Raw genomic sequence first — 23,307 nt, forward strand, 5'->3', positions numbered from 1 at the left:
AATAAAATGAATACTGTTTTAATTAAAAATGCCAAGATTGTAAACGAAGGTAAGATTGTAGAAGGCGACGTTTTGATTGAAGATGAATTCATAGTCGAAATTGCCGAAAGTATTAGTCCAAAATCACCTAATTGTAAAATTATTGATGCCGAAGGAAATTATTTAATTCCGGGTGCAATCGATGATCAAGTACATTTTCGTGAACCAGGTTTAACTCATAAAGGAACAATTGAAACCGAAAGTCGTGCTGCTGTTGCTGGCGGAATAACATCTTTTATCGAGCAGCCAAACACCGTTCCAAATGCAGTAACGCAAGAAATTTTGGAAGAAAAATATCAAATTGCTGCCCGAACTTCCTATGCGAATTATTCGTTTATGATGGGTGGAACTAATGATAATTTAGAAGAAATTCTTAAAACAAATCCCAAAAATGTAGCCGGTTTAAAACTATTTTTAGGATCTTCTACAGGTGACATGCTTGTAGATAGTTCTGCTGCGTTAGAAAAAATATTTTCCAGCACTAAACTTCTAATTGCTGTTCATAGCGAAGACGAGACCACGGTAAAAGAAAATTTAGAAAAATATAAATTACAGTTTGGTGACGATATTCCGGTACAATATCATCCCGAAATTAGAAGTGTAGAAGCATGCTATAAATCAACGGTAAAAGTTATCGAATTGGCTAAACGAACTGGAGCAAGACTGCATGTTTTTCATATTTCAACAGCCAAAGAATTGGATTTATTTACCAATAAAATTCCGCTGGAAGAAAAACAAATCACGGCTGAGGTTTGCATTCATCATCTTTGGTTTTCAGACGAAGATTATGCCACAAAAGGAAATCTTATCAAATGGAATCCTGCCGTAAAATCAGCTGATGATAGAAAAGCTCTTTGGGCAGCATTGCTAGATGATAGAATAGATGTTGTTGCCACTGACCATGCGCCACATACTTTGGAGGAAAAAAAGCAAGTGTATACAAAAGCGCCTTCTGGTGGACCATTAGTGCAACATGCTGTAGTTGCCATGTTTGAAGCACATCATCAAGGTAAAATTTCTGTTGAAAAAATAGTAGAAAAAATGTGTCACAATCCAGCAAAAATATTTAAAATTGAGAAGCGCGGGTTTATCAAGGAAGGTTTCTATGCCGATTTAGTTATTGTAAATGCAGGTTTGCCTTGGAATGTCAAGAAGGAAAATATTATAGCAAAATGTGGTTGGTCGCCATTTGAAGGATATAATTTTAAATCCAGAATATCACATACTTTTGTAAACGGAGAATTGGTTTACCAAAATTTTAAAGTAAAAGATAAAAAAGTTGGAAAGCGATTGCTTTTTGAAACAGAGTTGTAATTTTACAAATATGAAAAAAATATTCTTTTTTTGCGTAGTATTTTTAGCCGTTAGTTGTAATAATTCAGTAATTGAAAAACCATCCAATTTGATTGAAAAAGATAAAATGGTTGATATTTTATATGATATTTCGTTATTAGAAACGGTTAAAAGTCAAGGGATTAAACGAGGTTTTACACAAAGTGAAATCAATCAATACATTCTAAAAAAATATAAAATTGATAGCCTTCAGTTGATTTCGAGCAATAAATATTATGCTTCGGATGCCGAAGAATATAAAAGAATGTTTGAAAAAGTAAAAGCAAAATTAGACGAAGACGATAAAAAAGTAACTGGAAAAACAGCTGCAGAGAAAAACAGTACCGAGAATTCGGATGCGCCTAAAGTGTATTAATTTTTTTGTCCAAAGTAATTATTTCGTCTAAAACGGAATCGATACTTTGAAACTCATAATTCAATCCCGAGATTTCGGGATTTTTAATTTTCTGGTTGGAAATAATTTCTTTGGAATGAAGTGAATTGGCACCATATTTTGTGATTTTTCGCTTACTTCTAAAAACAGTTGAAACCAACCAATCCAATCGCCACGCAATTGAAGTCATCCAAGGTTTTACTTCAAAAGTTGGTTTTTTGACATTTAATTTGTCGGCAATTTTAAAAATGATTTCTTCAAAAGATAGATTTTCGGAAATTAATGAAAATCGTTCTCCCGAAACGGTGCTTTTCATCAACAAATGCATTGTTTTTACAACATCAAAAACGCCAATATAACCTGTTGAACCTTTGGTGAAAAAGGGAAATCCTTTTTTTATTTTGGTAAAAAATTCGCCACTTCCATCTTTCCAAAGTGTTGTTCCAAAAATTACTCCGGGATTTACAATTACTACGTTTAAACCTTCTTGTTGTCCGCGCCAAACTTCCATTTCGGCACCATATTTTGTGATGGCATAATCGCTGTGAAGTGATTCGGGATTCCATTCAATTTCTTCGGTGAGAATGGTTTCGGTTTCTTTTAAATCGCCTAATGCTGCAATGGAACTAACGTGGCAAAGTTTTTTTATGTTTTTATCGATGCAAAAATTGACAATGTTGGCTGTACCTTCGATATTTACTTTTCTGAGTAGATTTTCGTCTTTTGGATTAAATGAAATTTGTGCGGCACAATGGTAAACGTATTCTATATTTTCAAAAGCAATTTCTAGTGATGGAATGTCGAGAATATCGGCTTTTATCCATTGGATTTTGGCAAAAAGATGTTCTTTATTGTAGAGTGAAAATAGTTTTTTGGTTTTTTCAATCTTTTTTTGATTTCTGTAAATGGCAACTATATTTTCTTCATTTTCTGCTAAATGAAGTAATAAATGTGCTCCAACTAAACCGGTTCCGCCTGTGACTAAAATCATGTTGTAAAGATAAGTTTAAAAGTTTATAGTTTAAAAGTTTAAAAGGAATTGGTTTTGAAATAATGTTTTCTTGGTAAGACAAATACTGTTTAGCCCTGATTGAAGTGGAAATCCTTTATAAATTGCCACGGGTTTAAACTCGTGGCAATTTATAAAGATTGAAACGGAAAGCAGGAGAATGGATAACAGATAAATTCCAAGCGATTCGCTCAACATAATTAATTTTTGATATTAAAATTGCTATTGTCATTGGTTTTTGAATTGTTATCTTTGTCAAAATTTTGAAAAAATGAAGAATTTAGTAGAAGAATTGCAATGGCGTGGATTGGTTCATGATATCATGCCTGGAACGGAAGAACAACTTTTAAAGGAAATGACAACGACGTATATTGGGTTTGATCCAACGAGCGATTCATTGCATATTGGGAGTTTGGTTCCGATAATTCTTTTAGTTCATTTGGAGAAATTTGGGCATAAACCTATTGCTTTGGTTGGTGGCGCAACAGGAATGATTGGCGATCCATCGGGGAAAAGTGACGAAAGAAATTTGCTGGATGAAGCTACTTTGGATAAAAATGTGGCTGGAATTAAAGCGGTTTTGTCACGATTTTTGGATTTTAATTCTACTGCTGCGAATGCTCCGATTTTGGTTAATAACTATGATTGGATGAAGGATTTTTCGTTTATCAATTTTGCACGTGATGTGGGAAAACGTATTACTGTAAACTACATGATGGCAAAGGATTCTGTGAAGAAAAGATTAAGTGCTGAAGGCGAAGGAATGAGTTTCACGGAGTTTACCTATCAATTAATTCAGGGTTATGATTTTCATCATTTGTATAAAGCGCACAATTGTTTGCTACAAATGGGTGGAAGCGATCAATGGGGAAATATTACGACTGGAACGGAATTGGTTCGTAGAATGAATAGCGAATCGGCAAAAGCTTTTGCAATGACTTGTCCTTTGATAACTAAAGCTGATGGTTCTAAATTTGGAAAATCCGAAGGTGGAAATGTTTGGTTAACTGCGGATAAAACTTCGGTCTATAAATTCTACCAATTTTGGTTGAATACAACTGATGTTGATGCGGAGAAATACATTAAGATTTTTACGTTTTTGGATAAAAACACGATTGATAGTTTAGTTGCTGAACATCAAACTGCTCCACATTTACGTGTTTTACAAAAGCGTTTGGCGGAAGAAATCACCACTTTTGTTCATGGAAAAGAAGAGTTGGAGAAAGCAGTTTTTGCTTCGAGTGCTTTTTTTAGTCCAACGATGGATGATTTAAAAAAATTGGATGTTGCTACTTTTTTAGAGGTTTTTGATGGTGTTCCACAAGCTGAGGTTTCAACTGATGATTTGAACGAAGGTTTGGATATGATTGCAGCGCTTTCTGCTAAAACAGGTTTCTTGGCTTCTAATAGTGACGCAAGACGTGAATTGCAGCAGAATTCGATTTCGTTAAATAAAGAAAAAATAGCAGCAGATTATAAAATTACAGCATCTGATTTAATTCACAATCAGTTTGTAATGTTGCAAAAAGGAAAGAAAAATTATTACTTGATAAAAATGGTTTAATACAAAAAGGAGCAAATTTTGCTCCTTTTTTATTCTCTAAAATTAATTTCAACTTTATTGGAAGTAAACCAACCTTTGATAAAGTTTTTGTCTTTTAGGATTTCGTTTTGTTCTTTTTCGGAAAATTTTGAAAGCAATTCTTCTTTCATCAAATTGATATGTAATTCATAAAAATGTGGTTCTTTTTCGTCAATGTAATATTCCATAACATCGTTTTTGAAATAGCGATTTTTATCCCAATTAAAAGTTGTTGAAAATTCTTTTGTTTGATTTGATTTAATTTCTTGAATGTTTTTGATTGTTCGGGCTTTACTTTCTTGTATAACTTGTTCAGCAGTTCTGTTTATAAATGTATCAGTTATTGAGTCATTGTATTTTTTTACTTCTGCTTCGTCCTTAAAAGTCCTAATAGTTTTTTTTGCTGTAAAGATTCCACTCACATCAATTGATTTTTCTTTTTCATAAACTTTATAATAAACACTAGGATTCAAAGAACCAGCACTAATCGGAATTAGATTGTCTGGATTTAATATAAAATGAATGGTTTTATTTGTTTTGTTTGTAATTGAATATTTTATAGTAAATGTTCTTACTTCTGGAGTTTCATCCAAAGAAGTCAGGCTTTCAATCTTAATCTCAACGGTTTTTTGTCCAAATAGAAATGTGGAATAAAGTAAAATTAAAATCAGTTTTATCCTCATGGAATTAATCTTTAAATTCAATTTTCATTTTGTTGGAAGTGAATTGACCTTTGATAAAATTAGGATTTTCTTTGATTTTTTGCAAATCTTCTTTTGTGAGTTGGTCTTGAAATAAATTGGTTTTCAGGTCGAGAATTAGTTCAATTTCGATAGTGTTATTTTGGTCGAGATAAAACTCTAAATCATCGTTTTTAATATATCGGTTTTTGTTCCAAAGTGTTTTTATAGTGAATGTTTTGGTTTCGTTTGGCTTCAAAAAAACAATATTGTTGAGCAAACGCAGTCTGTAATAAATCCATTGTAAATCATTACTTTCACCACCATTCTCTTTGTATTTTTTATAATTATCCATTGCTATTGTACCTTGAGTTATTTGGATTTTTTTCAAAAGATTTTTGGCTTCTTCGGATTCTTTATTTTCTATTTTTGAATATTCTAAATCGTCTTTTGTTTCGAATTCGAAAAATGGTCCATCCATATTTTCAAAAATACCGTTTTGATATATTTTGTAAACCGGAAAAAGCGTCAAAGAACTAGCCGAATTAGCAATTAATGCATTTGGAATAAGAAAAAACGAAAGTTCGTTTGCGGTTTTATTTTCTATTTGATAATTGATGTGATATTCCGTTGCTGAGTTGTGAACTGGAAAAGTTTCAATAGAATTGATTATAACTTCAAGTTTTGGATTCTGGGCGAAAATAGAAAATGAGCAAAGAAATAAAAGGATAAAAATTCGCATAAAGTTACATTAAATAATAAGATAACGTAAAAATATGGATTTTATTACATAACCATCAAATTGCAACCTCGAATATCGGAATTGTCAAAACGGCCTAAAATTTCAAAGGAATTGTTGGAATGTTTTTTTCCTAAATCTTGTGTTGCGATAAATGAACACGAATTAATATTGGCTAAATCAATCACGTTTACACCGCCAGTTTTTCCGAAATCGACATAGGTTAATGCATCTTCGGTGTCGCGAACTAGGATTTGCATCCATGATGGGCATTCAAAAATTCCATTGCCCAATGAATAGGCTTGCGATAATAATTCGGTCATGCCATATTCAGAATGAATGTTGGAAACGCTAAAACCTTTACTTAAAATGGAATGCAATTCTTCTCGAATGATTTCTTTTCGTTTGCCTTTCATTCCGCCAGTTTCCATGATAATGGTATTTTTTAACTGAAAGTTTTGTTTCTCGATTAAATCTAATAAAGCATAAGTTACACCAATTAAAATTACGTTTTGACCAGATGAATCGAGTTCGATTAGTTTTGCAATTAATTCGTCATAATTGTGAAGATAAAAACCGCTGTGTTCGTTGTTGGACAATTCGATTAGATCTTTAACCATATAAATCAAAGACGAACCGCAGCGTTCCAAATAGGATGGAAGCAAAGCCAAAACGGTATAATCTTCAATATTTCCATAAAACTCTGAAAAAGCCAATCGATAACTTTGTTCGTAGAGCGAAACATCAGTAACGAGATGTTTGCTAGTAATCATTCCTGTTGTTCCGCTACTAGTGAAAGTTTCTTGAATAGCTTCAGTGTTTGAAACCACATCATGACTTTTGAAAAACTGTATGGGCAAAAACGGAATTTTCTCAAGTGATTTTACTTTTTGAACATCAGTATTTAGAAAATCACAAAACTCACGATAGACTTTATTGTTTTCGTATTGGTAACGAAAAACTTTCAGCGCCATTTTTTCAAATTGCTTTTGAGAAGAAATGGTGAATATGTCTTGTGTGTTTATCAAGTAATTTTTTTGCAAAAGTAATAAAAATAAAAAAGCCCTAACTTTCGTTAGAGCTTTTAATATTATAAAAATGGGATTATCTAACCACTAATTTTTTAGTAGCAGTTTTACCTTCTTCAGAAATTTTAACTACATAAACACCTGCGTTTAATTCGCTAACATTGATTTCGTTTTCAGAAGAAATAGTTTTTAAAACTTGTTTTCCTATTACATCAAAAACAGTAACTGTTTTTTCAGCATTAGCAGCAGTTTCGATGAATAAAGTTCCGTTTGAAACTGGGTTTGGATACATTTTTAAACCAGTGATTTCATTTTGAGAAGTTCCTAAAGTAAAGTTAGGCGTTACATCTACTCTTAGTTCGTCAATAATCATTGTTGGCGTATTTGTATTTCCATCTTGTCTAAAGATTAAACCAGCAATACTAGTGTATGCAGTAGCAGGAACAACTGCTAATGTTGGAGAAGCAGTTCCGCCAATTGTTGGGTTGATAGTCAACGTTAAAATGTTGTTTGTAAAATCATATCCTAAAACAATATACTGAATATCGTTTACATTATATAATGTAGTATCCCAATCAGTTGGGGCTGCAGTTGTACCTAAACCATATTGATATTGAGTACCGTTTTTTCTTATCCAAACTCTACCATTAGTTGTAGCACCTGAATTATCAGTAAAAACAGCAAAATAAGTATTAACAGTTAAGTCAGTAGATGTAATATTTGATAAGTCTGTAACAGTAGCGATAAACGAAGCATAAACTGTACCTGTTGTAGTGTTTGTAAATGGAGTTCTTGATTCTGCTCCTGAACCTCCAAAAGTGATTGAATTTCCAGTAGAAGTAATTCCAGTATAACTTAAGCTTCCTGAATTGATAGTAATATTATCTCCAGAATTTACCGCTGTCCATTTTTGCTCAGCATTTAATGAACCTCCAACTGTATATGGGAATGGTTCGCTATATGGTAAAGAATTTACTGGTTTACATTCAGGAGAATTTCCATTAGTATCTAAATTACAAGTTCCACCTACAATTGTAACGGAGTAACCTGTATTTTCAGAAATACCTGTAATCGTTATATTTCCTTCTGCGGTTGTTGTTGGATTATCACCTCCAACTGTTCCAGATGATGGAGTTATAACATAGTTAGCATTTCCACCTCCAGTAAATGGTATTGTAACTGAATATGTGTCAATACCTAGAGTGGAATTAATACATGAAGTTGTAGGTGTTCCAAGTGCCAATGTACATGACGATGATACATTACTTAGTTTTATATCATCAATTCTAAATTGTGCAACTGCTGGATTAGGTTGTCTAAATCTTAATGATAAAGTTGACGATGAAGGTATTTGACCGCCTGGTATAGTTACTAATGACCAATTTGTAGCAGTAACGGTATAAGTTATTGCAGTCCAGTTAGTACCATTTGTGCTAAATTCAACAGCAACCTGATTGTTGACATTGTTTGTGTTAAGTCCAAATGATAGTTGAATGTTGGAGGAATTGTAAGCTGATGTATTTAATCCATCAATTTGGAAAAATAAATCAGCAGTATTGGTTATGAAAACATTTCTTCCTTGAGAAGCTCCAGCATAAGTACCAGTTGCAAGTGTTGATCTTGTGTCAGCAGTTCCTGAATACACAATAGGAGTTGAGTTTTGGAATGTATTAGCAGTAATAGATAAAGTTCCAGTTGCAGTTCCAATGTTTTCAGAGTAGAACGTTTGTCCAAAAGACAAAGAAGTCATTATTAAAAATAATAAAGCGTAAAGTTTTTTCATAAATTTCAAAATTAATTAGTATGCAAAGTTAAGCACAAATTTTTAGTAAAAAAATTATCAAAGTAAAAAAATAGTTAAATATCTAAATTTAACTATCTGACAATTAATTTTCTAGTAACGGTAGTATCTTCTTCTTTGATTTTAATAATGTAAACTCCTGCTGGAATTGTACTGATATTTAATTCTTTTGAAGAAGTATTGGTTTGTAACACTTTTTTACCTAGTACATCAAAAATTAGTATTTCTTTTTCCAAAGTAGTTTTTGATGTGATGTAGATTTTACCATTACTTACAGGATTTGGATAAAAACCAAGCACATCATTTTGTTGAAGTTTTCCTTCTTGTGATAATGCACTCAAAGAAAACAAACAAAAGAAAAGTGTAATATAGAAGTAGTGTTTTGCCATCATTATTATTTGGTTAATACAAATATATAAAATTTATTTCAAATATTGTACCAAAAAAAACTCCTTCTGGTTAGGAAGGAGCTTTTTTGTGAAATTATTAAGAAATATTACAAACCTCTTGTCCAGCCAGTTGCCCATGTTGGAATTCCAGTTCCATTTCCAGCACCTGTTGCATTTGCATTTTCGGTGTAAACTGAAGTTACATCAATAGCTTCACTAGTGGTGTTTGTACCTTTTGACTTTGTAGTAACATTATCAAATCTTACGTTTGTTGCTTTTAAAGAACCTGCAGTAACAAAGGCAAGACTTTCGTTGTGTTGAATATCAAAACCTGTTTTCCAGTTACTTAATACTAAGTTGTCAAAATTTACGTTTGTACCCACTCTCAATTTGATGGCTTGAGGCTCAGAACCAGTATCACCGTTACCAATTAAGGTAATGTTTCTAAGTGTAGGATTAGAGATTGGAGTAGCCGTGTGGTTGTTTGAATTGTTATCGGCTTCAATTCCTCTGTTTCCAGCATTTGTTCTTTTTCCATACCAATATTCACCTGTTCCAGTCCAGCCTTCAGTCCAGTCAAAAATATCATCACCAACAGAATTTGAACCATTAAAAGCAACTAAATATTTAGCATTTACTGTTCCACCAAACCATTCGAAAGCATCGTCTGATCCTTCATAAGATTGTACATATTCGATTAATGTTCCGCTACCAACTCCAAAAAGTGATAAACCATTGAATTCTTTTTCGCTGTTGTATGCATATCCTGTGTATTCTAGTCTTAAATATCTGATAGAACCAGAATTGTCATTTGAAATAGCACCACCATATGTTAATTCTGAAACTTCGGCAGAAGCTGTTAATCCTTTATTAATTGGAGCTTTACCACAGATTACTAATCCACCCCAACCACCAGGTTGTTTTACACTTGATGTCATAATAACTGGATTAGATGCTGTTCCTTGAACATCAATTTCTCCACCTTGTGCAATGGCAATATATCTAACAAGTCCATCAGTTGTAGCGTCTGTAGCTTCAATGATAACTCCTGGTTTGATAACTAATTTTGCTGTTTCTTTAACGATTAATTTTCCAGTTAGTTTGTATGTTCCTGATTCTAATGTTACAGTACCATCATTAATTTCTCCTTTCAAATTTTCGCGGTCTAAAACAAAAGTAGATTTGTTTGAATTATTTTCATCATCAGAACAAGACGTCATAAATAACGAAGCAGATAAAATTGCTGTTGCTAAAATTCTTGAAATTTGTTTTTTCATTGTGTGTTTATTTTATAGTTATTTTATTTGATTGCAAAATTGAAAATTACAGTTGTAATAATAGTTAAGGCTATGTAAACAATAAGTTAATTATCAGTTTGTTAAAATTTGTACTCTAATCCTAGTCCAAAAAAGGCACCTTTTTTATAGGTTAGTACAGGAACATCTCCACCAGCATTTTCTTGAACCCTTTTGAATGTTGGATTTAAGATGTTTCTTGCATTCAAATTGATACCTAGATTTTTGTTCAGTTTAGTTTTTAAAACAAAGTCCAATGAACCCATTCCTTTGTCTACTAAATTTCCTTTGGTTTCAACTCCAAGCGCATAAAGTCTATCAGAATAATGAGCATAAATTATTGTAGCTGTTACACTTTTATTATTTTGAAAATCTTTAGTATAAGATAAATCAGCATTTAACAAAAAGTCAGAAGCACCAGTAAATCCTGCTCTTTCGTTTGTTAAGTTAATGTTATAATCGGTTTCATTTCTAACTTTCTCTGAGTCTAATTCTTGATCAGTTTTCATATAAGAAGCATTAAATCCAGCCGAAAGTTTATTGGTTAAATCGCCTTCGATTTCGAAGATATTTTTTCTAACTTCCAATTCAATTCCATATGCGTGTCCAGAATCTCCGGTATTGATGAAAGAAATATCATTAGTTGAAGAAGCTAAAGTGATTTCGTTTATTGGGTCAATAATGTATTTTCCAAATGCTGTAACTGATATAAGTTCGTCATTTTTAAGGAAATATTCCCATTTTAAATCGGCATTGTAATTTTGTGAAGGATATAAATTTGGGTTACCTACTTTTACTTCGGTTACATCTTCATAAATAAAAAGTGCTCTTTCTTTGAACTGTGGTAAAGTATAAGTTTTACTTGCGCCAAATCTAAGGTTTTGTTTTTCGTTTACTTCGTATTTTAAAATAAGATTTGGTAAAAACTCATTTCTATTGAATGAATTTGTATCAGCACCTAATTGTGTTCTCCATGAAACAGTTTGTTCTACTCTTTCAAAACGTAAACCAACTATTGAACTTAATTTTTCAGTCAATTTGTATTCTAAACTCGCAAAACTCGCGTGAATATTCTGTTCACCAGTGTAAGTTTGAGGGCGCAAACCACCAAAAGCTTCAATATTAAATAAACCATTACTGTAGTTTTCTTGGTTTAAAACGGTGTCTAGGTTATCTGGATTTACAACAGTATTCAACAAACCGTCAAAAAATCTAAAGTTAAATTGAATGGCTTCAAAATCTCTGTTTTTAAATCTTCCGTTGTAACCAAGTGTGATTTTTCCTTTGGCTTCTCCATTTTCTTTATCGCCCAAAGCATAATTAAGCGCAAGATTAGCAGCAATTTCGTCTTCAGTTAAATTTTGATAATATCTGTGATTGTCTGTAATTGTGTTTTGTCCGAAAGTAAAACCATTCAAGTCTTCCTCAAATTTCAAAGTGTTTTGTGTTCTGTCTGGCATATCGCCTTTGATTTTGTTGTAAGACAAACCCCAGTCAAAATCAATCTTTTTTGTCAATTCGTGATTTCCTAATAATTGATTAACAAATAGTGTATTTTCTATGTAAGTTCCTCTTTGTACTAAAATGTCAAATCCTTCAAAATCTCTATTGTAACCAAAATAACTATCCTTTAATTGTTCGGAAGAATTTACGAATAGAAAGTTGTAAGATATTTTATTCTTGCTATTGATTTTGTAATTTGCATTGAACATTCCAGTTGAATTCGTTTTGTATGCAAATCGTTCTTGTTCAAATGATTTTAATTCAGCAGCTTGCGCACTAACACTTTGGTTTATTCCTTCTCTGTATTCATATCCATTGTTAAAGCCAGCGTTTGCAAATAAATTTAATTTTCCTTCTTTGCCGATGTCAAATGATTTTCCAGCTTTAATTCCTATGTTTCCACCAAATGGACTTTCTTTTACTGGAACTAAACTGTTTTGAAAATTGTATCCAGATAATGGATTGTTTGGAACACCATAAGACGAATATCCAAATTGGTTTGGTCCGTCTTGAAGATAAAATTCACCGTTTTTCTCTATTGCATTGGTATTGATTGTAGAACCCAAAGAAATTTCCAACATACCATTTCCTTTGTAATTCTTGGAAGAAATATTCACGTTTCCACCAGCAAAATCTCCCGAAATTCTAGAAGTATATACTTTATCAATAGAAATAGATTCTACAATATCAGTCGAAAAAAGATCAAGTGCAATGTTTTTCTTTTCAGGATCATTTGAAGGAACAGGTAAACCATTAATAGAAGTTGAATTATATCTGTCGCCAAGTCCACGAACATAAACATTGTTACTTCCTTCTTGTTTAGAAACTCCAGTCGTTTTAGCAACTGCCGATGCAACATCGCCAACACCTTTTCTGCTTAATTCTTGTGCACCAATTTCTTGTTTAACTTCTACAGCTTTCTTTTGGTCTAACAACAAAGCCGATTCTTTTTCACGATTTGTGGCTTTTTGAACAATAACATCTTGAAGCGTATAACTTCCAGAACCAATTGATTTATTTACAATAATGGTTTCGTTTTCTTTTACAATTACTTTTTCGGTAGCATTTTCATAACCTAGAAAACTAAATTCCAAAATATATTCTCCTGGAACGATAGCAATACTGAAACTTCCGTTTTCATCTGTATTAACCGCAATATTTTGTCCTTTTACCACTACATTTGCAAAAGGCAAAGGTTCGTTATTCAAATCTTTATCAGTAACAACACCTTTTATTGTTCCTTTGGTTTGAGCAAATCCTAAAACCGTAAATAACAAAGTGATAACAATTAATTTAAATTTCATTTTTGTTGTGTTTTATTTTGGCGCAAAGGAACTACTCCAATGTAAAGACCACGTTACTCACTTATTAGTATTTTGTTTTGAAAATATTACCAAATTGTTATCATATTAAATAATGGTTAACTCAGTATTTCATTTACGTATCATTTTGTATTATCTTTACTTTTGCATTGCTATTCTAAAATGATTGCATCACATGAAAAAAAAGGAAATTACCATTTTATTAGTCGATGACGAGCAAGATATTCTCGAAATTGTTGGCTACAATCTTGAGCAAGAAGGTTATCAAATCATCACGGCTTCCGATGGAAAAGAAGCTATTGCTAAAGCCAAAAAACATTTGCCACAATTGATCATCATGGACGTAATGATGCCCGAAATGGATGGAATGGAAGCTTGCGAAAACATTAGAATACTTCCTGAACTTAGCAATGTAATCATTACTTTCTTAACGGCTCGAAGCGAAGATTATTCTCAAGTAGCAGGTTTTGATGCTGGTGCCGATGATTATATTACAAAGCCAATCAAACCAAAATTGTTGGTTAGTAAAGTAAAAGCATTACTACGAAGATTAAAAGAAGACGAAAAATCTACCGAAACTTTAAACGTAGCCGGAATCGAAATCAACCGCGAAGAATACAAAATAATCAAAGACGGAAAAGAAATTATTTTGCCTCGAAAAGAATTTGAACTATTCTATCTTTTAGCTTCAAAACCTGGAAAAGTATTCAAGCGCGAAGAAATTCTGGATAAAGTTTGGGGTAACGAAGTTATCGTTGGCGGACGAACAATTGACGTACATATTCGTAAATTGCGCGAAAAAATCGACGAAGATTTATTCAAAACCATTAAAGGTGTTGGATACAAATTAGAAGGATAATAATGGCAATAAAATTCAAGAAAACATACCGGTTTGCACTAGTTTCAACCACTTATATTACCCTTTTTTCAACTGGTTTTCTTGGATTATTATTGTGGTTTTTTGGCAAATTTTCATTCTCAATTTGTTTGCTTTTTGCCGTTTCAATGGCAACATTTTCCTTCTTTGTGATACAATATCGTGTCGAAAAATTCATTTATCGAAGAGTAAAAAAAATCTACGATGATGTTTCGTTTCTCGAATCGACTTCCTTTATCAATCAACCCATTACTACTGATATGGCAACGCTAACCAAACAGGTTAAAAAGTTTGCTACCGATAAAAAACTCGAAATCGAAACCCTAAAAGTCCGCGAAGAATACCGTAGAGAATTTATGGGAAATGTTTCTCACGAATTAAAAACACCACTTTTTACCGTTCAAGGTTATATATCAACACTGCTTGAAGGTGCAATGGACGATAAAAAAGTGAGAAAAAAATACCTCGAACGTGCCGAAAAAGGTGTCGAACGATTGGTTTATATCGTAGAAGATTTAGACATGATTGCCAAATTTGAAATGGGCGAAATGAACCTCGATTTGTCTAAATTTAATATTGTGGAAGTTATTCAAAATGTTTTCGATTTGCTCGAAATGAACGCCGACAAAAAGAACATTATTTTGATGTTTGACCGAAAGTATAACAAAGCCATCAACGTTTTTGCTGACAAGGATAAAATCCAGCAAGTTGTCACTAATTTGGTGATGAATTCCATAAAATACGGTAAAGAAAACGGCACAACAGAAGTTACCATTGAAGATTTAGTCGATAGTAAATTGATTGTTCGTATTCGAGATAACGGCGAAGGAATTGCAAAACAACATCTTTCCAGAATTTTTGAACGCTTTTTTCGTGTGGATAAAAGTGGTGCGCGAAGCGAAGGTGGTTCTGGACTTGGACTTTCCATCGTAAAGCATATTATTGAAGCACACGGCGAATCGATTTATGTAGAAAGCGAATTTGGTAAAGGTTCCGAGTTTTCATTTACTATCGAAAAGGATAAATAATTGTTTCCAATGTATTTCTTCACTGATCTTTGGAAAACCACTGTATAACTGAATTTCTTGTAATTTTTCAATTCTAAAATCATCCTGATTTGCAAAAGGAATAATTCCTTTTTTCTTCAATCGTTTGGCGAGATATTCCTGTTCAAATTGTCCTGGAGTTGGAATAAAAAACGCTTTTTTCTCCAGTTTTACTAAATCCATAATTGTGGTATAACCCGAACGACAAAGAACAGTTTCACTTTCGTTAAAAGCCTTTTCCAGTTCGGTTGAAGTCATAAAATTGCAAAAAGTGACGTGATTTTTTTGCTCCATTTTTTGCGTTTCTTCCACTTTTCCTTTGATGAAAAGAATGTTACCGTCAAGGCTTTCAATTTCGTCAATTAGTTTGTCTTCCAAAATCGTTCGTTGCGGTTCTGGACCAGAAAGCAAAACCATCAAATCATATTTTTTAGGCAATTCTTTTTTCTCCAATCGGCTGAGAATTCCAATGTATTTTAAGTTTAGCGAATTGTCTTTTAAATGACCTAATTTTCCTGAAAAATTCACATTTTTATCAAAATCGGGAACCCAACATTCGGTAAAATTTTTAATAAAAAACTGATGCATTTTGCTCGAAATCCAAGTCGTTTTTCCCGATAAAACCGTGAGTTGATGCGTAATAAAAACACTCGGAATTTTTTTGCTATAAACACCAAGTCGATTGTCTGAAATAATACCACACAAATCAAATTCCTTCACCCATTTTTTTACAATTTTTTTCTCTTCCAAAATAGCGTGAATGGTTTTTGGACTATTTTTTATCAATTTCCACTTAAAATTTTCGGCTTTTTTGGCATATTCAATTTGATACGAAGGCAAATCTAAATGCATTAATTCAGGAAATTCTTTTTTGAGCAACGCCAAAGCATTTCCATCGGAAGCAATGATTGGTGTAAAACCATTTTTTTGCAATTCCCGAATGATTGGAATACATCGCGTAGCATGACCTAAACCCCAATTTAACGGAGCAATCAAGATGTTTTTTTTATTTTGAGCGAATGGTTCGGGCATTTTTGCTTTCCGTTTTCCCGCTTTCCGTTTCAATCTTTTATAATTACTTCTGTAATTATAAAAGGATTTCCACTTCAATCGGGGCTAATTTTTTTCTATTCGTTTACTAGGAATCAAATGGTTTACAGCTTTAACCCTGATTGAAGCGAAAATTTCCCGATTTTTTTTCGGGAATTGTAGCGAAAAGCAGGAATTACAATTACTGAAACAAACTACCGATTCGTTCCTAATCAAATGTAAAGATAAAACAGTTTGGTTTACTGTATATTTCCTTATTTTTACCAAAAATTTAAGTTTGTGGGAAGTAAGAATAAATTAAAGCGATTTAAAGAAAACGATACGTTTGAAAATGTGTTGCAACCAACTAGAGAAGAAGTTGTTAGTGGAAATTTTCAGTATAAAGGAAAATGGAATTCAGAGTTTTTCAAGAATGATAATCCGATTATTGTGGAGTTAGGCTGTGGAAAAGGTGAATATACGATTGGTTTGGCGCAACGAAATCCAAATGCAAACTATATTGGAATTGATGTAAAAGGTGCGCGTTTTTGGCGTGGTGCAAAAACGGCAGTTGAAAGCGGAATGAACAATACAGCGTTTGTTCGCACGCAAATTGAGTTGATTGAAGATATTTTTGCTGCACATGAAGTTGCCGAGATTTGGATTACGTTTCCCGATCCGCAAATTAAATATAAGCGAACGAAACATAGAATGACCAATTCGGAGTTTTTGAAAATGTACAAACGAATTCTAAAACCCGATGGCGTTGTAAATTTAAAAACTGATAGCGAATTTATGCACGGTTATACACTTGGATTGCTTCATGGCGAAGGTCACGAGGTTTTGTATGCCAATCATAATGTGTATAAAAATGAAGGTTCGCCAAAAGAAGTAACTGAAATTCAAACGTTTTACGAAAATCAATATTTAGAAATTAACAAAGCAATTACGTATATTCGTTTTAAGATTAAATAGTTTTTATTTGTATAATGTAAACTGTAAAATTGTATAATGTAATTATTCGGTTTTTCAATGTACAATATACATTTTACAATATACAATGAGTGTTATACTTCCATTCTTATCGGGATTTGTAGCTGCGATTATTGGCATTTTTCCGCCAGGATTAATCAATATGACCGCAGCAAAAGTTAGTGTTACTGACGGAAGAAGACGTGCTTTGGTGTTTGTTCTCGGTGCTTTGTTGGTAATTCTTGTCCAAACGTATATTTCGGTGATTTTTGCTCGATATATCAATAAGAACGAAGAAGTTGTAGTATTGCTACGCGAAATTGGTTTGGGAATTTTTACCGTGATTTCGTTTTATTTTTTATTTTTTGCTAAAACTCCAAAAAAACAAATCGATAAAGAAAGCATTCAACTGAAAAGCAAACGAAGTCGTTTTTTTATGGGAATGTTGATTTCGGCAATTAATTTTTTCCCAATTCCATATTATGTTTTAGTAAGTATAACATTGGCATCTTATAAAATCTTCACTTTTGATGCTGTTTCTATTTATAGTTTGGTTTTTGGCGTAGTTGTTGGTTCGTTCTCGGTGTTTTACTGTTATGTAGTTTTCTTCGAAAAGCTAAAATCCAAAACTGATTATTTCATAAAAAATATGAATACCATTATTGGTTTGGTTACAGGTTTTGTGGCAATTTTAACGTTAATAAATATCTTGAATTACCATTTTAATTAAGTTATTTCAAAAATCGGCTTTAATTTCAAAAACCAAAATCTGTAAATCTTTGGCAAAAAAAGAAATCCGATTAAAACTATTTAGAGAATTTCTATAACATGAAAAAAACATCAGAGAACGATAATTTTTTTGAACGAGTTTATGAAGTCGTTCGTCAAATTCCCGAAGGAAAAGTCACGTCGTATGGTGCAATTGCAAAAGCTTTGGGAGCAGCTCGTTCGGCTAGAATGGTTGGTTGGGCAATGAATGCAAGCCACAATATAGAAGATGTTCCAGCGCATCGTGTCGTCAATAGAAAAGGATTACTTTCGGGGAAACATCATTTTGAAGGAACCAATTTAATGCAACAACTGTTGGAAAACGAAGGAATTGAAATAGTTGATAATCAAATTGTAGATTTTGAAAAGCATTTTTGGATTCCAGAAATTAGTGAGCAGTTATGAGAAAAGTAATTTTTATATTCTTGGTATTGTTGTTTTCTTTTTGTTCCAAGAAAAAAGAGAATAATTTGCCACGACTTATTGTTCCAAAACAGAAAAATGTAGTTGAGGTCAATAGTAAAGAGATGCTACATATTTTTTATGCTAATATTTTAGCTCAAGGATTTGAAGAAGATATTAATGTAAATTATAATAAAGGTTTCTCGGAGGATAATCATAAAAACAATTATCAATGTTGTAAACATTTTGACACTATTTTACCCAAATATAATTTACACGTTATTATTGATACTTCATACACAGTAACTAATAATGGTTTTGAATATAAGTTTGTTAAAGTTCCACCAAAAGAATATCGATTTAAAAGAGTTGGTCTTATTGGCGGTAAATTACCTTCAAAAACTCTCAAAGAAAAATCCATCAAGTTAATGCAACAATATATAAATACTTGTGTTAATCAAGAAAAAGCTATGGTAAATTGCTTTCCAGTTTTAATTAAAAATTGTGGTAATACAACCGCATTTATAAAAGATGCTTATATTAAAATAATTCAAGAAGCAAAAGATGTTGATGGCATATGGAAACCAATCGAGTTTTCTTATAAAAGGTATGGTTGTATTGTCACAAGTCGATTATACAAGCTTAAACCTAAAAAATACATCGGTCTTTCAATGATTAAATACTACGGTAATTTCAAAACAAAAATTAGAACCAAACTTCAAATTAATAAACACTATTATTACTCAAATGAAATTGAAGGTAAAATAAATAGATCTCAATTTAATCAAGATAAAATATACGATTATGTTGATTTTGATTTACAAAGGAAATTGGATTTAAAGGATTTTAATGAAATTAAAAGCCACTGTCTATTAAAAAATGATTTGTAATTATTTCCTAATTTTCAAAAATTTACAAATAATTACAAATCTACTCCAACAAACAAACCGTAAATTTCGTTTGATTTTCTCCATTTTCAAAAGCCAAATAACCACCGTGAGCTTCAATAATATTTTTCGATAACGTCAGTCCAATTCCAGCGCCATCTTTTCGGGTAGTAAAAAACGGAAGGAAAATTTTGTCTTCAATTTCAGTATCAATTCCAGTTCCAGTATCCGTAATGATGAGGTAAATTCGTTTATCTTTGACTTCAGCTGAAAGCGTAATTTCTTTTGTTTCTTTTGCTTCCAAAGCATACATACTATTGGTCAATAAATTGATGATTACTTGTTCCATTTGATTTTTATCGACTAAAATCCAACGACTAAAATCGATAGTATTTTTAACAGAAATGGCCTCTTTCTTAAACAATGGCTGCATGATTTTTAAACAATCATTGATTAATTCTGAAAGCTCTGTTTTTTCTTTTCTTGGCGAAGGAAGCATCGCCAGTTTTCGATAACTTTCTACAAATTCTTGCAAGTGATTGCTTCGGTTGTGCATTGTTGCCACACTTTGTTTAATGTCTTCCAAATCTTCAGTTGAAAGTGTTTCTTGTTGGACCAATTCACTTAAATTTTGAGAAAGCGAACGAATTGGTGTAAGCGAATTTAATAACTCGTGCGAAATCACTTTCATCAAGTTAATCCAAGCTTCTTTTTCTTTTTTCTCAACCACTTTTTGAATGCTGTCGAGTAAAATAATGTAGTATTCCTGATTGAATGTTCGAGTTGCAGAGGTTTGAATAATGAAGGTTTGTGTATCTTGTTTGTTCACTCTAATTTGCAACGATGTTTTCATTTCCTGAAAATGTTGCTCTTCAATAATTTCGCAAAGCGATGGTAATTGATTTTTTAAATAATGCCATTTGGAAACTTTTGGCACAGTAAAATGTTTGGAAAAATAATCATTCATCAAAAAGATATTCCAATCGTCATTTTCCTTCTGCAAAATGATAATTCCGGTTTCAATATTGTTTAAAATCGAACGATAAATAATGTCTTTTGAAAGTTCTTCGTGTTGTTTGTTTTTTAGCCTACCATACAATTGGAATAAACTGGAATAATTTTCATAGGATTTATGTTTAGAAAAATCGGCAGAAAAATCATTTTGTAATATAGACGCAATCGTTCGGTCATAAATCAAAAAAGCATTTTTGATAAAAAAATAAATTTCAGAAAGCAACAAAACAGAAATAAATACTACGAAAAATCCAGTGTAAAGCAAGCCTTTTGAAAATAAAAACATACTCAAACCAATACTGATTAAAACCAGTATCAACCGAAAAAAAAGTTGATGATATAGTTGTTGATTTTTGAACACTTTACGAATTACTAATGTTGTATTTTTCCATTCTTCGATATAAAGCCGCGCGAGACAAACCGAGTTCTTCTGCCGATTTACTAATGTTGTAATCGTGTTTTACTAATACTTTTTCTATCGTCATTTTTTCTCTATCCGAAAGCGGAATATCATCACGGTTTTCAAAAGTAGTAATTTGTTCTAAATCCAAATCGGAAGCCGAAATAGTGTTGTTTTCACATAAAATTACAGCTCTTTCAATTCGGTTTTCCATTTCACGAATGTTGCCATTCCAAGCGTGCTTTTCTATTTGTTCCAATGTTTTTTCACTGAAAATTATTTCATTTCGATTGTATTTTGAAATCATTTTTTCCAATAAAAATTGCGCCAACGGAATTTTATCTTCTTTACGTTCTTTTAATGAAGGCAAGGTAATTTCCATCGTGTTGATGCGATAATACAAATCTTCACGGAAATACTTTTGGTTGACTTCTTCTTTCAAATTCAAATTGGTTGCCGTAATGATTCTAACGTCCAATGGTCGCGCTTTTGATTCGCCTAAACGAGTAACGGTTTTGGTTTGAATAACCTGTAATAATTTGGATTGTAAATGCAACGGAACGTTTCCAATTTCGTCTAAAAAAATAGTGCCGTTTTGTGCGTTTTCAAATCGTCCAGCGGTATCTGTTTTGGCATCGGTAAAAGCACCTTTGGCATAACCAAAAAGTTCGCTTTCAAAAATGTTATCATTCAACGAACCCAAATCAACATGAACAAAAGCATTATTTTTTCGATCAGAATTCTGATGAATATAATGTGCCATTACAAATTTTCCAGTACCGTTTTCGCCTAAAATCAACACATTAGCATCGGTTTTGGCTACTTTTTCTCCCAAAGAGTAGGCTTTTTGTATCGATTTAGATTCACCAATAAAATAATTTTCTGCTGGAGTTTCTTTTTTGGCTTTTTTTCTCGTTTTTCTTGATTCGTCAACAGCTTGTTTTACCGTTTCAAGTAGTTTTTCGTTTTCCCAAGGCTTCAATACATAATCAAAAGCGCCATTTTTCAAGCCTTCAACAGCAGTTTCAACTTTTCCAAAAGCTGTCATTAAAATCACAATCGTTTTTGGCGAAAGCGTTTTTATTTCTTTCAAAAAATACAAACCTTCGCGTCCATCTTCAAAACCAATGCGATAGTTCATGTCCAAAAGCACAACATCAATATCATTTTCGGCTAATAATTGGATGACATTCTTTGGATTATTGAGCGTAAAAATGGTTTCGAAATGTTTCTTCAAAAGCATTTTTGCGGCAAAAAGAATATCTTCTTGATCGTCAATAACTAAAATGTTGGCATTGGTTTTTTTCATCTATTTTATGTTTAAACCATTAAGATGTTAAGAAAATTAAGCTTTGTAATGCTCTAAATGAACCTTAATTTCTTAATGGTTTATATTTTTTTATAATTACTGTTTTTTCAAAGTGTTCGGTTTCGTACAAATGGTGTTCGATAATGAACACTGTTGAAAATTAATCGACTTGTAATTTATTTAAAATCAAATGATTGTGTTTTTTAAAACTTTGGCACAAAATTGTATTTATGCATACCAAAGAATTTAAAATGGACACAGTCATCAATCGTAAAAGTAACAAAAAAAAATATCTGGCAATAGCAATTTTCGCCATTATAGTTTTGGGATATGGCGCTTTTTCAATGATTACCAAAAAGAGAACTTTCAATGTGAAAAAATCCGAGATTACAATTAAATCGGTGGAAGAAGACTATTTTGAAGATTTTATGGTATTTCAAGCACGAGTTGAGCCAATGAATTCGATGTTAGTGAATATTGTTGAAGGTGGATCAGTTCAAGAAATTTTTGTTAGTAATGGTGATATGGTTGTGCAAGGTCAACCGTTGGCAAGATTGTACAATCCAAATACGGAATTGAATTACATGCAACAAGAAACCGCCATTATTGAGCAAATTAATAATCTGAATAAAGCAAAATTGGATTTAAGAAATCAAGAGTTGAATTTGGCAAAAGATTTGGTTTCAATCGAACATGATTTTTTGGATGCTAAAAATTTATATGATTTGAATAAAAAACTTTTTGAACAAGAAATTTTGGCTAAAAACGAATGGGAAAAAACACAAGAGAATTTTCGTTTTCAAAAAGAGCGAATGAATATTATCAAACAAAGTGTAACTAAAGAAAAGCAAGCCAATCAAATCCAAATCGGACAACTCAATCAATCCATCGGAATTATGGAGAAAAGTTTGGGAATTTTGAGAACCAACAAAAAGAATTTTCTAATTGTTGCACCACTTTCAGGAAGATTGTCATCTTTTGAACCAGTTTTGGGACAAAGCTATCAACAAGGACAAACGTTAGGTAAAATAGATGTGATGAAAGGTTATAAATTATTGGCAGATGTAGATGAATTTTATTTGTCAAAAGTAAAACAAGGTCAAAATGGAACGGTTGATTTTAATGGTAAAGAAGTAAAAGTTACTATTGCTAAAGTCATTCCCGAAATAAAAAGTGGAAGATTTCAGGTGGAATTGAATTTTGTGTCCAATGAAAATTTAGATTTACAACAAGGATTGAGTTTTGCCGTTCGCTTAACCTTGTCTGAAAAAACAAAATCGGTAGTGCTTTCCAAAGGAAGTTTTAATCAAGATACTTCGGGCAAATGGATTTTTGTGGTAAACGGAAACAAAGCAGAAAGAAGAAACATCGAAATTGGAAGGGAAAATCCGCTATATTTCGAAATCATCAGCGGATTGAAACCTGGCGAACAAGTGGTAACATCAAGTTATAAAGATTATCAAGAAGCAGAAATATTAAATTTTGAATAA

General features: G+C 32.2%; 21 protein-coding genes. 10 read left to right on the top strand and 11 right to left on the bottom strand.

Annotated features, from left to right (window positions below; genetic code table 11):
- Positions 1-6 precede the first annotated feature (6 nt).
- Together IAI56_RS00285 and IAI56_RS00290 are read left to right on the top strand one after the other, a co-directional pair.
- The gene (locus IAI56_RS00285; RefSeq protein WP_187655967.1) at positions 7-1,353 is read left to right on the top strand and encodes a dihydroorotase; all 1,347 of its coding nucleotides are present in this window, start codon (positions 7-9) and stop codon (positions 1,351-1,353) included.
- A gap of 10 nt (positions 1,354-1,363) precedes the next feature.
- On the top strand, positions 1,364-1,747 hold the full coding sequence (locus IAI56_RS00290; protein ID WP_187655968.1) for a DUF4296 domain-containing protein: 384 nt from the start codon (positions 1,364-1,366) through the stop codon (positions 1,745-1,747).
- Here the strand turns inward: IAI56_RS00290 and IAI56_RS00295 are convergent.
- The gene (locus tag IAI56_RS00295) at positions 1,734-2,756 is read right to left on the bottom strand and encodes an NAD-dependent epimerase/dehydratase family protein (RefSeq protein WP_187655969.1); all 1,023 of its coding nucleotides are present in this window, start codon (positions 2,754-2,756) and stop codon (positions 1,734-1,736) included. The genes IAI56_RS00290 and IAI56_RS00295 overlap by 14 nt on opposite strands.
- Positions 2,757-3,045: 289 nt before the next feature.
- Here IAI56_RS00295 and tyrS point away from each other — a divergent pair, with 289 nt between their 5' ends.
- Positions 3,046-4,338: a tyrosine--tRNA ligase gene (gene tyrS / locus IAI56_RS00300; RefSeq protein ID WP_187655970.1), complete on the top strand. Its 1,293-nt coding sequence runs from the start codon at positions 3,046-3,048 to the stop codon at positions 4,336-4,338.
- 29 nt (positions 4,339-4,367) lie between these two features.
- Here the strand turns inward: tyrS and IAI56_RS00305 are convergent, their stop codons facing one another.
- The 7 genes from IAI56_RS00305 to IAI56_RS00335 all read right to left on the bottom strand — a co-directional run bounded on the left by IAI56_RS00305 (position 4,368) and on the right by IAI56_RS00335 (position 13,095).
- A complete protein-coding gene (locus IAI56_RS00305) occupies positions 4,368-5,039 on the bottom strand; it encodes a hypothetical protein (protein WP_187655971.1) in 672 nt (223 codons plus the stop codon).
- 4 nt (positions 5,040-5,043) lie between these two features.
- The gene (locus IAI56_RS00310; RefSeq protein WP_187655972.1) at positions 5,044-5,778 is read right to left on the bottom strand and encodes a hypothetical protein; all 735 of its coding nucleotides are present in this window, start codon (positions 5,776-5,778) and stop codon (positions 5,044-5,046) included.
- A gap of 44 nt (positions 5,779-5,822) precedes the next feature.
- Complete coding sequence (locus tag IAI56_RS00315; protein ID WP_187655973.1) at positions 5,823-6,803, bottom strand: LuxE/PaaK family acyltransferase; 981 nt, start codon at positions 6,801-6,803, stop codon at positions 5,823-5,825.
- Positions 6,804-6,879: 76 nt separating this feature from the next.
- On the bottom strand, positions 6,880-8,586 hold the full coding sequence (locus IAI56_RS00320) for a T9SS type A sorting domain-containing protein (protein ID WP_187655974.1): 1,707 nt from the start codon (positions 8,584-8,586) through the stop codon (positions 6,880-6,882).
- A gap of 92 nt (positions 8,587-8,678) precedes the next feature.
- The gene (locus IAI56_RS00325; protein WP_187655975.1) at positions 8,679-8,993 is read right to left on the bottom strand and encodes a T9SS type A sorting domain-containing protein; all 315 of its coding nucleotides are present in this window, start codon (positions 8,991-8,993) and stop codon (positions 8,679-8,681) included.
- 107 nt (positions 8,994-9,100) lie between these two features.
- On the bottom strand, positions 9,101-10,270 hold the full coding sequence (locus IAI56_RS00330; RefSeq protein WP_187655976.1) for a hypothetical protein: 1,170 nt from the start codon (positions 10,268-10,270) through the stop codon (positions 9,101-9,103).
- A gap of 101 nt (positions 10,271-10,371) precedes the next feature.
- Positions 10,372-13,095, bottom strand: coding sequence for a TonB-dependent receptor (locus IAI56_RS00335; RefSeq protein WP_187655977.1), 2,724 nt, complete (start codon positions 13,093-13,095; stop codon positions 10,372-10,374).
- Between the two features lie 193 nt (positions 13,096-13,288).
- Here IAI56_RS00335 and IAI56_RS00340 point away from each other — a divergent pair, with 193 nt between their 5' ends.
- Both IAI56_RS00340 and IAI56_RS00345 read left to right on the top strand, forming a co-directional pair.
- Positions 13,289-13,972: a response regulator gene (locus IAI56_RS00340; RefSeq protein ID WP_187655978.1), complete on the top strand. Its 684-nt coding sequence runs from the start codon at positions 13,289-13,291 to the stop codon at positions 13,970-13,972.
- Positions 13,973-13,974: 2 nt separating this feature from the next.
- Entirely contained in the window at positions 13,975-15,018 is a 1,044-nt protein-coding gene (locus IAI56_RS00345) for a sensor histidine kinase (RefSeq protein WP_187655979.1), read from the top strand.
- On the opposite strand, the gene IAI56_RS00350 is transcribed toward IAI56_RS00345, so the two are convergent.
- A complete protein-coding gene (locus IAI56_RS00350; RefSeq protein WP_187655980.1) occupies positions 14,992-16,068 on the bottom strand; it encodes a glycosyltransferase in 1,077 nt (358 codons plus the stop codon). The two genes, IAI56_RS00345 and IAI56_RS00350, sit on opposite strands and share 27 nt — an antisense overlap.
- 297 nt (positions 16,069-16,365) lie before the next feature.
- On the opposite strand from IAI56_RS00350, the gene trmB reads away from it, so the two are divergent.
- The 4 genes from trmB (at position 16,366) to IAI56_RS00370 (ending at position 19,097) form a co-directional block, all read left to right on the top strand.
- Complete coding sequence (gene trmB / locus IAI56_RS00355; RefSeq protein ID WP_187655981.1) at positions 16,366-17,040, top strand: tRNA (guanosine(46)-N7)-methyltransferase TrmB; 675 nt, start codon at positions 16,366-16,368, stop codon at positions 17,038-17,040.
- An 85-nt stretch (positions 17,041-17,125) separates the two neighbouring features.
- Positions 17,126-17,767 carry a LysE family translocator gene (locus IAI56_RS00360; RefSeq protein WP_187655982.1) on the top strand — a complete coding sequence of 214 codons (642 nt, stop codon included), beginning with the start codon at positions 17,126-17,128 and terminating at the stop codon, positions 17,765-17,767.
- Between the two features lie 98 nt (positions 17,768-17,865).
- Positions 17,866-18,210, top strand: a complete 345-nt coding sequence (locus IAI56_RS00365; protein ID WP_187655983.1) for an MGMT family protein — start codon at positions 17,866-17,868, stop codon at positions 18,208-18,210.
- Positions 18,207-19,097, top strand: coding sequence for a hypothetical protein (locus tag IAI56_RS00370; RefSeq protein WP_187655984.1), 891 nt, complete (start codon positions 18,207-18,209; stop codon positions 19,095-19,097). The genes IAI56_RS00365 and IAI56_RS00370 overlap by 4 nt, the downstream gene beginning before the upstream one ends.
- Before the next feature lie 40 nt (positions 19,098-19,137).
- On the opposite strand, the gene IAI56_RS00375 is transcribed toward IAI56_RS00370, so the two are convergent.
- The gene (locus tag IAI56_RS00375; RefSeq protein ID WP_239107010.1) at positions 19,138-20,427 is read right to left on the bottom strand and encodes a sensor histidine kinase; all 1,290 of its coding nucleotides are present in this window, start codon (positions 20,425-20,427) and stop codon (positions 19,138-19,140) included.
- 43 nt (positions 20,428-20,470) lie between these two features.
- On the bottom strand, positions 20,471-21,817 hold the full coding sequence (locus IAI56_RS00380; RefSeq protein WP_187655985.1) for a sigma-54-dependent transcriptional regulator: 1,347 nt from the start codon (positions 21,815-21,817) through the stop codon (positions 20,471-20,473).
- Between the two features lie 230 nt (positions 21,818-22,047).
- Between IAI56_RS00380 and IAI56_RS00385 the strand changes: the two genes are divergently transcribed.
- A complete protein-coding gene (locus IAI56_RS00385) occupies positions 22,048-23,307 on the top strand; it encodes an efflux RND transporter periplasmic adaptor subunit (RefSeq protein ID WP_239107009.1) in 1,260 nt (419 codons plus the stop codon).

This window comes from Flavobacterium macrobrachii (genome assembly GCF_014486675.1).
Lineage (GTDB): Bacteria > Bacteroidota > Bacteroidia > Flavobacteriales > Flavobacteriaceae > Flavobacterium > Flavobacterium macrobrachii.

Bases quoted from the DNA above. Each gene is read 5' to 3' on its own strand.
- IAI56_RS00330 (WP_187655976.1), bottom strand. From the start codon at position 10,270: ATGAAAAAACAAATTTCAAGAATTTTAGCAACAGCAATTTTATCTGCT.
- IAI56_RS00370 (WP_187655984.1), top strand. From the start codon at position 18,207: ATGAGAAAAGTAATTTTTATATTCTTGGTATTGTTGTTTTCTTTTTGT.
- IAI56_RS00320 (WP_187655974.1), bottom strand. From the start codon at position 8,586: ATGAAAAAACTTTACGCTTTATTATTTTTAATAATGACTTCTTTGTCT.
- IAI56_RS00340 (WP_187655978.1), top strand. From the start codon at position 13,289: ATGAAAAAAAAGGAAATTACCATTTTATTAGTCGATGACGAGCAAGAT.
- IAI56_RS00295 (WP_187655969.1), bottom strand. From the start codon at position 2,756: ATGATTTTAGTCACAGGCGGAACCGGTTTAGTTGGAGCACATTTATTA.
- IAI56_RS00335 (WP_187655977.1), bottom strand. From the start codon at position 13,095: ATGAAATTTAAATTAATTGTTATCACTTTGTTATTTACGGTTTTAGGA.
- IAI56_RS00385 (WP_239107009.1), top strand. From the start codon at position 22,048: ATGCATACCAAAGAATTTAAAATGGACACAGTCATCAATCGTAAAAGT.
- IAI56_RS00360 (WP_187655982.1), top strand. From the start codon at position 17,126: ATGAGTGTTATACTTCCATTCTTATCGGGATTTGTAGCTGCGATTATT.
- IAI56_RS00345 (WP_187655979.1), top strand. From the start codon at position 13,975: ATGGCAATAAAATTCAAGAAAACATACCGGTTTGCACTAGTTTCAACC.
- IAI56_RS00365 (WP_187655983.1), top strand. From the start codon at position 17,866: ATGAAAAAAACATCAGAGAACGATAATTTTTTTGAACGAGTTTATGAA.
- IAI56_RS00305 (WP_187655971.1), bottom strand. From the start codon at position 5,039: ATGAGGATAAAACTGATTTTAATTTTACTTTATTCCACATTTCTATTT.
- tyrS (WP_187655970.1), top strand. From the start codon at position 3,046: ATGAAGAATTTAGTAGAAGAATTGCAATGGCGTGGATTGGTTCATGAT.
- IAI56_RS00290 (WP_187655968.1), top strand. From the start codon at position 1,364: ATGAAAAAAATATTCTTTTTTTGCGTAGTATTTTTAGCCGTTAGTTGT.
- IAI56_RS00285 (WP_187655967.1), top strand. From the start codon at position 7: ATGAATACTGTTTTAATTAAAAATGCCAAGATTGTAAACGAAGGTAAG.
- IAI56_RS00380 (WP_187655985.1), bottom strand. From the start codon at position 21,817: ATGAAAAAAACCAATGCCAACATTTTAGTTATTGACGATCAAGAAGAT.
- IAI56_RS00350 (WP_187655980.1), bottom strand. From the start codon at position 16,068: ATGCCCGAACCATTCGCTCAAAATAAAAAAAACATCTTGATTGCTCCG.
- IAI56_RS00325 (WP_187655975.1), bottom strand. From the start codon at position 8,993: ATGGCAAAACACTACTTCTATATTACACTTTTCTTTTGTTTGTTTTCT.
- IAI56_RS00310 (WP_187655972.1), bottom strand. From the start codon at position 5,778: ATGCGAATTTTTATCCTTTTATTTCTTTGCTCATTTTCTATTTTCGCC.